Origin of the sequence: Selenomonas sp. oral taxon 136 (assembly GCF_001554015.1) — a bacterium.
GTDB classification, from domain to species: domain Bacteria; phylum Bacillota; class Negativicutes; order Selenomonadales; family Selenomonadaceae; genus Centipeda; species Centipeda felix.
Window position 1 is genome coordinate 408,049 of the sequence record NZ_CP014239.1, and the last position, 13,731, is coordinate 421,779.

10 protein-coding genes and 1 riboswitch are annotated in these 13,731 nt (G+C 54.1%); all 10 genes read right to left on the bottom strand.

Features of this window, described 5'->3' with window-relative positions; translation table 11 throughout:
- Positions 1-241 precede the first annotated feature (241 nt).
- The 10 genes from AXE86_RS01880 to AXE86_RS01925 all read right to left on the bottom strand — a co-directional run bounded on the left by AXE86_RS01880 (position 242) and on the right by AXE86_RS01925 (position 13,721).
- Positions 242-730 carry a GNAT family N-acetyltransferase gene (locus AXE86_RS01880; protein ID WP_061944069.1) on the bottom strand — a complete coding sequence of 163 codons (489 nt, stop codon included), beginning with the start codon at positions 728-730 and terminating at the stop codon, positions 242-244.
- Positions 731-849: 119 nt separating this feature from the next.
- Positions 850-1,953, bottom strand: a complete 1,104-nt coding sequence (locus AXE86_RS01885) for a methyl-accepting chemotaxis protein (RefSeq protein WP_061944072.1) — start codon at positions 1,951-1,953, stop codon at positions 850-852.
- Positions 1,954-2,218: 265 nt separating this feature from the next.
- Complete coding sequence (locus tag AXE86_RS01890; RefSeq protein ID WP_442983640.1) at positions 2,219-3,205, bottom strand: ABC transporter substrate-binding protein; 987 nt, start codon at positions 3,203-3,205, stop codon at positions 2,219-2,221.
- 151 nt (positions 3,206-3,356) lie between these two features.
- Complete coding sequence (locus AXE86_RS01895; protein WP_061944075.1) at positions 3,357-5,279, bottom strand: TonB-dependent receptor plug domain-containing protein; 1,923 nt, start codon at positions 5,277-5,279, stop codon at positions 3,357-3,359.
- A gap of 286 nt (positions 5,280-5,565) precedes the next feature.
- Positions 5,566-5,801, bottom strand: a riboswitch (cobalamin riboswitch).
- 159 nt (positions 5,802-5,960) lie between these two features.
- Complete coding sequence (locus tag AXE86_RS01900; protein ID WP_061944078.1) at positions 5,961-6,932, bottom strand: TIM barrel protein; 972 nt, start codon at positions 6,930-6,932, stop codon at positions 5,961-5,963.
- A gap of 2 nt (positions 6,933-6,934) precedes the next feature.
- The gene (locus tag AXE86_RS01905) at positions 6,935-8,932 is read right to left on the bottom strand and encodes a TonB-dependent receptor plug domain-containing protein (protein ID WP_198145279.1); all 1,998 of its coding nucleotides are present in this window, start codon (positions 8,930-8,932) and stop codon (positions 6,935-6,937) included.
- A 166-nt stretch (positions 8,933-9,098) separates the two neighbouring features.
- On the bottom strand, positions 9,099-11,075 hold the full coding sequence (locus AXE86_RS01910; RefSeq protein WP_061944084.1) for a TonB-dependent receptor plug domain-containing protein: 1,977 nt from the start codon (positions 11,073-11,075) through the stop codon (positions 9,099-9,101).
- Between the two features lie 45 nt (positions 11,076-11,120).
- Positions 11,121-11,846, bottom strand: coding sequence for an energy transducer TonB (locus AXE86_RS01915; RefSeq protein ID WP_061944087.1), 726 nt, complete (start codon positions 11,844-11,846; stop codon positions 11,121-11,123).
- A 1-nt stretch (position 11,847) separates the two neighbouring features.
- The gene (locus tag AXE86_RS01920) at positions 11,848-12,870 is read right to left on the bottom strand and encodes a FecCD family ABC transporter permease (protein ID WP_061944090.1); all 1,023 of its coding nucleotides are present in this window, start codon (positions 12,868-12,870) and stop codon (positions 11,848-11,850) included.
- Complete coding sequence (locus AXE86_RS01925; protein ID WP_061944093.1) at positions 12,867-13,721, bottom strand: ABC transporter ATP-binding protein; 855 nt, start codon at positions 13,719-13,721, stop codon at positions 12,867-12,869. The genes AXE86_RS01920 and AXE86_RS01925 overlap by 4 nt, the downstream gene beginning before the upstream one ends.
- Positions 13,722-13,731: the final 10 nt, after the last annotated feature.

Genomic DNA, 13,731 nt, shown 5'->3' on the forward strand with positions numbered 1-13,731 from the left:
TGCATAAATAGCCGTCTTAAGAAAGTACTGATCAATTCAGCGCCATCATCTTGATGCATCTTTTTGCTTGCACTTCGGCGGGAAATTCTCCACAGAACACCATTCTGCCTCCGGTTTTCCACCTCGTTCGAACGAAAAATCTATGCTAATCTGACGAACTTCTTTTTTTCAGTGATTCCTTAATATTATATTTCAATCCCCCTGTGCTGTCAATAAATTCACGCTCTTTACAGCTGTTGTATTACGTTAATTCACATTCCCAAATCTCACGGCACATTTCTCTGTTTTTGTCCCATTCATTGTAAGGTTCACTCTTCGTTCGATGAAATCCAAATTTATCATAAAGATGGCGTGCAGGCTTTAAGAGATCGAGTGTCCCCAGAAAGAGCTGGCGGTAGCCTTTTCTGCGGCAAAAAGAAATCGCCTCCGCCAGCAGACGATTTCCAAGCCCATGTCCCTGCACATCCATATCTACGCCGAGCCAGCGCAGCTGCGCCCGATTCGCCCCCTTTTTGATGACTGCGATATCACCGACCATCTTCCCATCCAGTTCGGCAATCCACATCTGACTGCCCTCCACGTCATCGTAGAGCTCCGCCATCCCGCGCAGCATCTCCTGTTCATAAAATCCGTTAAAGCCATACTGACGCTTATAGAGCTCGTATTGAAAATAACAGACCTTGCTTGGATCTCCCGGCTGATAGGTACGAAGTATGATGTCACTTGGCATCTTCTCATCCCCTTTTTATTTGAATAGATAAACTAAATTTTCCCCATAAGCACACGAAAGATGCTGCTTATGGGGGACTGCGGTCGTTTACAAGTCAATATTGACCCATGGATATATGGTTACAGCTTCTTGGACAATGCCTCGATGTTGTCCGACATTGCCTTTGCCTCCTCAACCGAGGCACTGATCTCCTTCATGTTCGCCGCCTGATTCTCAATCAGTCCGTTGATGGACTTAATGCGCTCGGCGATATGACTTGCCGCCTTCTCCATGGATTCGAGTGCCTCGAAGATCTTGCTTGCGGCATCGCGGCTGCTGTCGGCAAGTTTTCTGACCTCCTCCGCCACAACGGAGAAGCCGCGCCCTGCCTCGCCTGCGCGTGCCGCCTCGATAGAGGCATTCAGTGAGAGAAGGTTCGTCTGTTTTGAGATCGTCATAACGAGCTCGGACATCTTGAGCGTGTTCTCCGTCTGTCCGCGCGTATCCTCTGCAGCCTTCGTGATCTCCTCCTGTACGTTTGAGATCTCCATCGTGCGCTCCATCGTCTGACTCACGCTCTCCGTGATCGTATCAATCGACGCATATAGGCTGCTGAGCATCGTCTCAAGCTCGCCGTAGAACTTTTCCTTCTTCTGTGCGGTCTGATCCAGCACCTCCGATTTCCGCTTTTCCTCGTCGATATCGACAAAGACACCGATGATCTCCTCCGGATGCCCGCTCTTGTCGCGTACAACATTGCCGGACGCATGGTACCAACGATAGCTGCCGTCATGAACCTTGAGACGATAGTCTGCATTGTACTGCGTATGACCCGTGAGATCCCGAATGCAGGCGTTGAAGGAGGAAAACGTTCCCTCCACATCGTCCGGGTGCAGACGCGAACTCCACGACTCGATTGTGTTTGGGAAGTCCGACGCGTCACGGAAGCCGATCATACGGCGGAACTCATCCGACCAGATGGCATAGGCAATGCTGAAATCCGGATTGATCTTCATGTACCACATACCGGATTTGATTACCTCGTTGACCGTACGCAGACGAAAGCGCTGATACTCAAGCTCCTCGTTCACACAGTCGATCAGTGCATTCAGCTCTGCGGCATATGGTTCGCTGTCATGCAGCTTTGAGAACAGCTCATTCTTCTCATGCCCTGCAATAATCCCCTGAATCTTCCCTGCAAAATTCTGTGTATCACCGGCAGCGGCACTATTCTTGTCCAACATTGCATTCCCTCCAAAAACATTTCTCAACCTTAGATTTATTGTACCATATCATCCTATATATGCAAGCAAAAAGGCTTCGGCCTGATGCACCGCCCTAAGTTAAAATGGCCGCCGATAAAATGACATTCGCCAGATCGGTGTCGTTTTTTCGTCTGAACGTGTGGTACTCCGAATGCAGCGTGGTGCTCTGTGGAGGATTTTCCGTCAAAGTACGAGCAGCAAAAACTACGTCACGGGGGTAGCATCGAATGTATCAGAACCTCCTTTACTCCACAGCCGTCAAAAACTCCTGTCGCGACAGTCGGAATTCATCGCCATAAAGAATCCATGCAGTCTCTTGTATGCCAAATACAATATCTTGAGAAATATTGTAGACATATCGTGCCCACGGATGTCCAATGTGCTTTTCCCGTATGCCCGTCATCTGCGCCAGCGAAGGGTCTTCTAAGTACTGCTTGCCAAACCCTTCTTCCCGCGACCCCGCGTTTTCATGGCTGGGGAAGAAGAGGTAGTCAGGATTCGCAGCAATGAGCTGCTCTTTTGTCATCTCCTGTCCCATATGATTCCCTGCGGCAGCCTTTGCATTGATGGACTCCGTATAACGACAGAGTTCATCAAAGGTAGACCCCGCGCCGCCATAATTTGGCATAATGGAAATAAGCGCAATACGCTTGTGTTTCTTCTCCTCCGGCACTAAGGCAATTTTCTCTTGGAGCTCAGCAAGTTTGTCTTCCATTTTCTTAATGAGCTTCTCCCCGCGCTCCGATTCTCCAACAGCCGCAGCAAGCAAGCGTATATTTTCATGGATATCGTCGATGGTGGCTGCTGACCTAAAGACAACAACAGGTATATTCAGGTCTCGTATTGCATCGACATTCTCTTTCGGCAGCCATTCCGGAACAGCAACGAGATCCGGCCGCAAAGCAGCGATTTCCTCCACTGATGGGTTGCGAGAAATAACGTTTGAGATTTTTTCACGTACCCATGGAATATTCGTATCCTCTGTATTGGCAAGAGTCTCATTGATGGCAGCCATGCGCTTCGACTCCACAAGGCCAAGCATCATCTCATCACTGCTCGCGCCAATCGTCAGGATCCGTTGGGGCTTATGCAAAATAGACACAACCGTCCCATCCGCATCAGTAACATTGTAGGTGTTCTGAGCCTGCCTGTCCGAAATACCACAGCCCGTCAAAGAGAATAACAGCATGAATATGCACGGCAGCATCACTGCACGCAGCCATCTGCTCATAGTTCCACAACCCCTTTTATCCCTCTCATGAAACTTGCCTCATTATTTTGTAAACTCCCCTCTCTACAGCGCAGAAAGGGGAGTTACTGTGTTATAAAGTTATGAAATACCTCGGCGGCGCACCACACGGGAACGCTGCCAGAGGGAAACGTTAGAAGCTCTGCTCCACGCCGATCATGAAGTTGCGTCCGGGTGCCGTCCACCACTGTCCGGGAGCGCCCCACTTTACATTCGAATGCTCGGCATAGAACTGGTTGAAAATGTTGTTCGCCTTGAGATATACCTTTGTTGCGTCGGCAATCTGATAGTTCATCGCAAGATCGACGACCCAGTAATTATCCGTCGGGAAAGCACCGCGTACCGGTCCCGGGCGTCCAACGATCCCGCGGGCAAGCAGCGACGCATCGAATGCACGGTTGCGGTAGTCGACACCGATGTTCCACTGATCCTCGGGCAGATAACCGTCTGCATTCACGCCTCTCTGCTCCGTCTTGCCGACATGCGTCCGTGTATAACCGAGGCGCGCGCGCAGATGCGAGTCAACGCGCTTCGCGAGCTGCAGCGACCAGCCATGGGCATCCTCATCGCCGACATTGATGTTCACGTATGTCACAGGATGGTAACCGATACGATCCTTCGAGTGGCGCTTGAAGTAGCTCGCCGTGAGGCTGAGACCTCTGCCAAAGTCACGGGCAATACCGATCTCCTTCGTGTTGCCGGACTCGGGCTTGAGGTTTGGATTGCCGTATGTCGGCGCATAAAGTTCATTCGGCGTCGGCGTGATGAAGTACGCACTGTAAGAAGCATAGGCGTGCGTCATCGGATCAATGTCATAGCCGAGGCTGACACTCGGGCTGTTGTGACTGCCAAAGGACGAGTTGCTGTCATGACGAATACCCGCTGTGAGTTTCAGCGTCGGAAGGATGCTCCACTGATCCTGCAAATAGAAGGAGCGGTTGATGAGCGTACGATCATCGATGCTCACAATGCCGCCGTTCTTGATCGTCGTATCATCCTTTATGAATTCGAAGCCAGCCGTCAGCAGATGGTTGCCGAGCTTCTTGTCGAATTGGTCGCTGAATCTCCATGTCGAATCACTAAAATCATAACTGGATCCCGCAGGAGTCCACATGCCATGGGTGAAAGTATCATAATCATATTTGCTGCGCGAGATACTCATTTGGTTCTTGGTCGTGTCATTGATTTTCACATTCCAAATCAAATCGCCATCCAAATAATCATAGTTCCCGCGATTGACATTGAGCCCCTGCTGCTTTTCATAGAGTGCCTGATAGCGATCCGAGTCCTTGTATGAGCGCAGATTGAAGGCAAGATAGGATGCCTTGCTCAGATCCTTGCCGAGGTGAAGATTGACCGAGTCCGCATCCAGATGAGACGGCACCGTATTGCCGTGCGCATCCGAAAAGTCTCCGCTCTTATCCTTCTGGTACTTGATGCGCCAGTCCCATCCGTGCTCACCGCCCGCATTCGCGATGCTGTACTGCTGACGTCCATAACTGCCGTAGCCGATGCCGAGCGTCGTCTTCATCCCCGATGCCTTCTTCGTGATGATGTTGATAACGCCGCCCTTCGCATCCGATCCATAGAGCGTTGACGCCGAGCCGTGCAGCACCTCGATGCGGTCGATGCCGCTAAGATCCTTCATCGCAGATGCCAAAGAGGCCGAAAAGCCCCCCGCATAGTTCTGGCGGACACCATCGATCAGAAAGACCACATGTTCCGACCCGTTGATGTAGAATTTGCTGCTGTTGTTATATCCCGCCGGTGCATACGCATTGACCGTAACGCCTGGCACATCGCGCAGCGCCTGCGTGAGGTCGGTGTAGTGGCGGCGCTCGATATCCTTGCCTGTAATCACCGTGATATTTGCATCCGTCTTGAGTTCCTTGTTCGGGGTTCTTGTCGCCGTGACGACCGTCTCCCCCAGAGCATGTTCATCTGCCGTATCACTCACATCGGCTGCGAATGCATGACCGCCCAGGGACAGCACGCTTACACTGAGGGCTGCTGTCAGAGCTGCTCCTAGCTTCTTCCTTGACCCCAATCTCTTCATCTCGTAATCTCCTCCTAAAACATTACACATTACTGCAGGGCAATACACCATCTATTCATCTGCTGCGAAGGGATGCACTTCGTCAGTCAGAGAAAAGTATATTCCGGAAGCACTGATAAATTCGGCACAAGCATCTTGACGCATCTTTTTGATGCATGGCATGAATCATGGAAATAAAAATCCCCTTCCTGCGATACAGAAAGGGGATAGACTCACGAAAAAATATGATTTGGGCGCACAATATACGCTCACGATAGAATCCCTTCCCCGTCACTCGCAGGTACAAGCAGTGATTCATAACTAGGCAGTTCTCCTGGCTCCAGGTCATCGTTCACCTGCTCCTTCCCAGAGGACATTCCTCCAGTGGCAAATCGGGGCGGCAGATCATCTCTGCACGCCCTGCAGGCTCGCTCGCTGATACAGTGGCGGGACCGCTTCGGCATCGGTCTGCATGGCATACTGCCATAGAGCCTTCACCGAATTCTCTATTAAGTCTTTGACACCTAATTCGATAATATTCAGTTTTCCAGCAATTCGACATATCGTACTATAATACGAATTTATTGTCCTGTCAAGCGCAAATATACTAACAACTCCAAACACCAATATAGAGCACTACGAATACATGACAAAGCAGTGCTCGATAAAAGGGAAAAGACACACCATGCAGTGAACCTGAATCTATCGGTCGTGCGCTGCGGCGCGCTGCTGTATGCGCAGCTTACTCGCCAGATCATCACGGGAACGATGCTGGAACTCGTGAACGAGATACATTGGCTGGACAGTCTCGACGATACGGCGTGCCGCATCGGTATGAAACGGCTGATGCTGATCGACATGCATGACGTAGTCCATCGCCGCCTGCCAGTCGAGCGATGTCTTCCATCCTACATGCCGACGCATCATCTCCCGCGTATATGCCCCTGAGAGGGATTGGTGCAGGTGAATGCCATAGACGCGCTTACCCAATGCTCCAAGCTCGTGGTAGACCTTTTGCACATATGCCGCACCCTCCGCCTCGCTCTGCAGATCCAAGTTCGTGTTCATCAGATGCCCCGTGTCGAGCATAAAGCCCGTGTCGGGATAGCTGACGCGCTCCAAGAGCTCAGCGGCGAGCTGCGGTTTTTGAAAGGTCAGTCCCGGCCACCAGAGATTTTCAAAAAGGAGTTTGCAGCCCCTCGGTATCTCGCCGGCAATCGCATTGACAAGCTCGATGGCCGCGCGAACGACGTCCTCATCCGTGACAGAAAACATGCGCGTATACATCTCCGATGTGCAGTTATGTGCAACGTGGAAGACGAGATACTGCGGCTGACACTCTGCCGCCCGCCGCAGATTCTCCCGCCAGCCCTCCACCCAGTCGGCAACATCCAACGAGCCGTAGTAGCCTCGGATATTGTCCTCACTGCCGAACTCCGCCATGAGTGCAAAATGGTCCCCACGCCAAAAGTCAACCCACGTCGGCCAAAACAGGAGATGTACCCCCTTGATGTACGCGGGTGGAAACAGCGTGCGATCCCATGGCGCACAGAGCATGAACTCGATGCCGTCAAGCCCCGGTTCCTGCAGGATGGCAGGAAGGGCACCAGCATCGCCGTGAAGGATATGCTCCACATCGCAGTCCGCATTAGAGAGATTGGTTAAGGTAAGCATGGTCAGAACTTGTAACTGTAGCTCAGGAGGCAGTTGATCGGTGCAACATAATATTTTGTCCCTGAGTGCCCCACTGTATCATCACGGTTGAGCACGTTGTCAATGCGCAGATTGATCTCGCTGTGCTCATCGGGTGCATAGGCTGTGTTCCATGTCGTGAGCAGATACGGTTTAGAACGAAATGCGGGCTTGCTGTTTGGCGTCTGTACACGATCAGCAAGATAAGAAGCAGTGAGCGCAGATGTCAATTTTCCTTTGTGGTAGTTCACGCCTCCTGTCAGCTGAACTTTTCCAAATGTACGCACCCATCCAAGGTTATTCTCAGTATTCTTTGTCATCGGATTCTGCCACGTTACACCCCAGTTGTAGGAGAAGCCATTTGCTCCCCGAATCTCATTGGAGAGCTCCACCCCAACGTTCCGCATCTCCTCATTCGTATAGTAGCGCACTGGATTTGACAGATCGTCAACGTGTGGCATGATATTATCCTTAACACGTATATGGAATATTGCAGCTTTCCATGTATGTCTATCATGATTCTGCTTCCAACCAATTTCATAATTGATGCCTTTCTGTGGGCGCAGATTCGGTGAAGGCAGCTGTGAAGCATTATCGTTATACATTTGTGCAAAGGTTGGCATGACGAAGGATTGGCTGATATTCAGGTATAGGCTGTTCTCACGATCGAGCTTGTGCAGCCACTGCCCAGATGCGCTGAGGTTGCTGTAGTTCTGACTGCGTGCAGCCCCCGTTGTCCACGTTCCACGCAATCCGAAAATACCAGTATTTCTCTTATCGAAGCGCTGCTCCCACTGTCCAAAGATCCCCCAGTTATTACGAGAATAACGTTCATTTCGAGTGCTGGCAGAGGTGGGAAGCGCCGCATACATTTCGTGCACAAGGTCAAAGCCCAATATCGCGGTGGATTTTGGACTCATCTTCCAAGTGCGCTGTACATCCATACCGTATGAACTGTTCTTTTCACGCGTATGGTACCAACTATTCCTTCTCTGCCATGAATTTGTGATATATGTAGGTCCCTCATATGCCAAATTCCCCGTATTATAGAACAAACTCCCCTTCCAATCGGCATCCTGATAATTCAATTGCGTAATATACTGTTTTGTTTCATATTTACGGGCTTGAATTACATCCCCCACACGCAAGCCTGAAGTGCCTCCCCGTGCCTGAGATACCTCACTCGTATATTTTCCCTCCGTTTCATAGTAACCAAAAAGGAAATTCAGTCTGGGGTTCACTTGATAAGAAAGCCCTACATTCTGTCTAATGATATCTCTGACATCCAGACGCGTCTCTCCTCTAAAACGAGCCGTCGATGCACTTGCATAGTTAAGGCCATCTCTGCTGCCCCATTTATCGTAGTTATAGTAGAAGCTAACGCGCTCATCCCCGACGCTGACACCGTAGCTGCGCTGTCCATAGTTGCCGAAGCCCACATGAACCTCGTTTGTACCCTTTTTCTTTGTGATGATATTGACAACACCGCTGACTGCCTCACTGCCGTAGAGGACAGACCCACTCCCTTTGACAATTTCAATACGTTCGATGCTGCTTGCAGGGATTTGGTCGAGGTTATACTTTCCGCGCCATGCAATCGGATTCCCGTTCATAAGAACGAGCGCGCCTCCCTTAATCCCACGCAGATTTACTTCATTCGTCATTGCCCCCATCGCTGCACCATTGGGGCCAAAGGACTTATAGGCGAAGCCGTCGACTTTCGCAAGCACATCCGACGCGTTTGCTGCCCCGCTGTCCTTGATTTCCTGCGCCGTGATAATCGTTGTCGCAGCAGGTACATCGAGATCCCGCTTCTTCGTCCGCGTCGCTGTCACCACGGTCTCACCGAGGGCATGTGTCGCGACCTCCTCACCAGCGGGCACATCGGCATCCGCCGTCTCCGCCGCATAGACCTGTCCCGTCGTTGCAGAAAGTGCAATCGCCGCTGCCAAAAGTCGTTTGTTCCACATTTGCATTACCATTCTCCTTCTTTAAGGAAACACTGATAAGCCACATCCATAAGATTGTGACTATATTTATGATCACTGCCCAAATCCATGGGCGAAGTGATTTCATGATTGTTGTATCTGTCTCCCGCTGTGCTGTTGCGCTGCCTGCACGCCGCTCCTACCATGGCGCGGTAGGGCATCAGAACTTGTAGCTGTAGCTCAGGAGGTAGTTGATCGGTGCCGTATAGTACTCCGACCCAGCATGGGACGTGCTGTCATGTCGATCCAGTACGTTGTCGATGCGCAGACGGATCTCACTGTTCTCATCGGGTGCATAGACCGTATTCCATGTGGTGAGCAGGTACGGCTTCGTCTCATAGGCAGCCTCTTTGGACGGCAGCTGGACGCGCTCTGCCAGATAGGACGCAGAGAGATCGGACGTCCACTTCCCACGCTGATAGGAGATACCGCCCGTGAGCTGAACTCGCCCGAAGCTTCGTTCCCAGCCGCGATTCTTCATGGTGTTCTTCACCTGAGGGTTCTGCAGTGTCACGCCCCAGCGATAGGAAAGCCCATTCTTGGCTTGGATGCGATCTGAGAGTTCAACCCCCGTATTGCGGAAGTCCTCATTGGTATACTGATACTGCCCCGACCTAAGTGCGCGTGCAGAGATATTGTCCGTGACGTCCATGTGAAACAGTGCCGCCTTCCACGCATGACCGCCGTGCGTCTTCTTCCAGCCGATCTCATAGTTGATCCCCTTCTGCGGCCGCAGATCGGGCGCTGCCTTCTGCCGGCCGTTATCCGTATACATCTGGGAGAACGTCGGCATGACAAAAGACTGCGTGATGTTCAGATAGGCACTGCTCTTCGCGTCGAGCTTATGCAGCCACTGTGCTGAGGCGCTGAGATTGCTGTAGTTCTGGCCGCGTGCCGCCCCTGTCGTCCACGTCTCGCGCAGACCGATGATCCCCGTATTGCGTGCATCAAAACGCTGCTCCCACTGACCGAACAGTCCCCAGTTATTGCGTGCGTACCGCTTGTCCTCCCTGTTGGCAGATGTCGGCAGCTTCGCATAGATCTCATGTACGAGATCCATGCCGACGACCGCCGTGGCTCTCGGATGAATCTCCCACGTACGCTGCGCATCGACCCCGTAAGACGTATTCTTTTCACGCGTATGATAGAGTTGATTTGGTGTGGCACTGGAAAATGCCTCAGGGAAATGAACGACACCGGCATAATCCAGCGTCCCCGTGTTGAAGAACAGATTCGCCTTCCATACATGGTCGTGATAGTTCAGCTGCGTGATGTACTGCTTCGTCTCGTACTTGCGCCGATTCATCGGATCACCCACATGGATGTGATAGGTGTTATGCGCCGGATCAACAGCGGTAAAGGTACGCGCATACATCCCCTCTGTCTCGTAATAGCCGAGCTGGAAATCCAAGCGCGGATTGATGCGGTAGGTCAGTCCCGTATTGCGCTTGATGACGTTGCTGATGTCCGTCCGCGATGCCCCATGAAAGTGCGTGACGGCATAGTCTGTATTGGTGACGCCGCTCTGCCGTCCCCACTTATCGTAGTTATAGTAGAAACCGAATTTCTCATCGCCGACGCTCACGCCATAGCTGCGCTGCCCATAGTTGCCGACGCCGACATGCACCTCGTTGGGCATTGTTTTTTTCGTGATGATGTTGACGACACCGCTCACTGCATCACTGCCGTAGAGAACGGATCCGCTGCCCTTGACGACCTCGACGCGCTCGATCGTGCTCGCAGGGATCTGATCCAGATTGTACTTGCCGCGCCATGCAATCGGATTGCCGTTCATGAGAACGAGCGCACCGCCCTTCAGGCCGCGGATGTTCAGCTCGTTTGTCATGCTGGCCATCGCCGCACCGTTCGGTCCAAAGGAGGTATACGTAAACCCATCCGCCTTTGCCAGCACATCCGATGCCGTTGCCGCGCCGCTCCGTGCAATCTCCTCTGCCGTAATGGTGGCCGTCGCAGCCGGCACATCGACATCACGCTTCGTCGTCCGCGTCGCCGTGACAATGGTCTCGCCGAGCGTGTGATCGTCTGTCGCCGCTGCGGGCTCTTCCGCATAGACCTGCCCTGTCAGTGCGGAGAGCAGGACTGCCGTCGTCAGTATTTTCTTTTTCCACCGTCTCATGATAATATCTCCCCCAAAAAGATAGCAATTCTCATATTCCAGTCCTTATTCCAAACGGAAGTAAAATGTCCACGGAAAAACCCCCTTGCGTCCATTGTCCCCCGGGTTGAACTGAAAGCGATAGCCCGCCGCGATCGCCGCGCGATCCATCGCACTGTAGCCGGAGGAGGAGACGAGCTTGACAGACTCGACCGAGCCGTCTGCGGCAACGAGAATCTTGACCGTCACCGAGCCCTCGACATCATCCTCGATGAGTTCTTGCGGGTACTCAGGTGTTGCCTCTGCCCGCAGGCTCGCCGCAACGCGCTCTGCCGGCGGAGCGGGAGGTGCGGCGGGAGCTGCATCTCCGCCGCCCGATGTGCCGGACGTTCCGCCCTTCGTCCCTGTCCCCGCTGTGTCACCGCCGCCGCTGCTGCCCGTCGTCCCCGTCTGTGTGCCGTCTGACGGTTTTGACGGCGCGGCGGCAGACGTTTGGGGATTGCTCGTCTGCTCCGGTGTCTCCTGCGGCGTTTCGGGCGGCAATGTCTTATCGACGATCACGACGTCGCTCACCGCACTCACTGCCGGAGCCGGTGCTGCATCACCTGCGGCAGCCGCAGCGGGCGATCCCGCATCGTAGAGTGTGACCTCCACGGGCGTATCCCCCGTCTGCGGCACGGCGATCGAGAACAGACCCAATGCCCCCGCCGCCAAGAGGAGGATCACATGCAGAGCCAGTGACAGGCTGAGCGCGGTGTATGTCCCCCGTTTTTCCTCCATTACCGTATCCATTTCACCCCTCCAGTTTCACACGACGCCGCAGCAGATACAGGAAGTACGGCGTACCGATAAATGCCGTCATGATGCCGACGCGTATCTCCATCCCGTGAAGAAGGATCCGCCCGATGGAGTCGCAGAGCACGAGAAATACCGCACCCGCAAGAAGGCTCGCAGGAAGCAGGCGCCGATGATCGGGTCCGACGAGCAAGCGCATCATGTGCGGGACAACCAGTCCGACGAATCCGATGTTGCCGCTGATGCAGACCCCCGTCGCCGTGGTGAGTGCCGCAAGCACGAGGAACAGCAGGCGGAACGGCGTCACAGACATCCCCGCCGTGCGCGCCTCCACCTCGCCGAAGGCGAGGAGATTCAGATGGCGCGCGAGGAGCAGCATCACCGACGCGCCGACTCCAATTGGCCCAATCCCCAAGAGAACATGATCCCAGCGGCGATAGTCGAGCCCGCCGATCGTCCAGAAGAGGTACTGCTGCATCTTCTGTTCGTTGAGAACCGTGAGGATGGCCGCCGTACACGCGGCGAGGAACATCCCCACCACAACGCCCGAGAGGAGCAGTGTCATGACCGGGATTCGTCCGTGGCGCATGGAGAGTGATACGGTCAGCCCCACGGCGAGCATCGCTCCGACAAAGGCAAAGGCAGGGAGCAGGAGCACGCTCGATGCACCGACACCGAGACCGATGGCGAGCACGGCACCGACCGATGCCCCGCTCGACACGCCGATGATGCCGGGATCGGCGAGTGGATTGCTGAAAATCCCCTGGAGCACCGCCCCCGATATGCCCAGCCCGGCGCCGACCATCAGGCCGACGAGCGTGCGCGGCAGACGGATGTGCAGAAGAACGGCCTCCTGTTCCGGTGTGAGAACGATATGCGGAAGGATGGGCAGTCCCACGGCATGAGCGAAGTACGCGACGATGTACTCCGCACTGATGTCATACTGTCCCGAGCACAGAGACAGAACGACAACCGCAGCGAGTGCTCCAACGAGCCCCGCGAAAAAAACACGCTGTTTCATTGTGCCGTCTCCCCCTCTGCCGAAGTCCCAAGGATCACGCGGAGGAGTGCCTCTTTCTCCGCGCGGTTTTCATCTGCCTCCGTATAGACCTCCATGTGATGCGTCAGCGGATTTTCGGCGACCCGTACAGGCGCACCGTACGCATGGGTCAAGAGCGCGTCCGTCAGTACGTCCTGCGGCCGCCCGTCCGCGAGCAGCCCGCCGCCCCCGATGAGAAGGAGGCGCGAGCAGAACCGCGCCGCGAGGCTCAGCTCATGTGCAACGAGAAGCACGGTCTTGCCCGCTGCGCAAAGCTCACGGCAAAAGCGGAAGATTTCCTCCTGATAGATCACATCCAGCCCCGTTGCCGGCTCGTCGAGAAAGAGCACGGGGGTCTGCTGTGCGAGCACCTTTGCGAGCAAGACGCGCTGGCGCTGTCCGCCCGACATGGCGTGGAGGGGCTTGTCAGCAAGTTCCGAGACCCCCGTATAGGCCATACACGCTGCCGCAATGGCGCGATCCGATTCCGTTTCCTGCTGCCACCACGAAAGGTAGGGATAGCGCCCCGCCAACACGACATCCAGCGCCGTGTAGTCAAAGGCAATCTCTCCGCCCTGGCGGAGGTATGCCGCACGCTGCGCAAAGTCACGCGGCGAGAGCAGCTGTATCGGCAGGCCCATCAGCGTCACCTGCCCCGCGAGTGGCGGCAGGATGCCGCGCAGTGTCTTGAGCAGCGTGCTCTTTCCTGCGCCGTTCGGTCCGATCAGGCCGATGATCTCCCCCGCCCCCACGGAGAAGGATACATCCTCGAGGATCACCTTGCCATGATAGCCGGCATAGAGTTTTTCAACGCGAATGATTTCCTCCAACATCGTCCCCCCT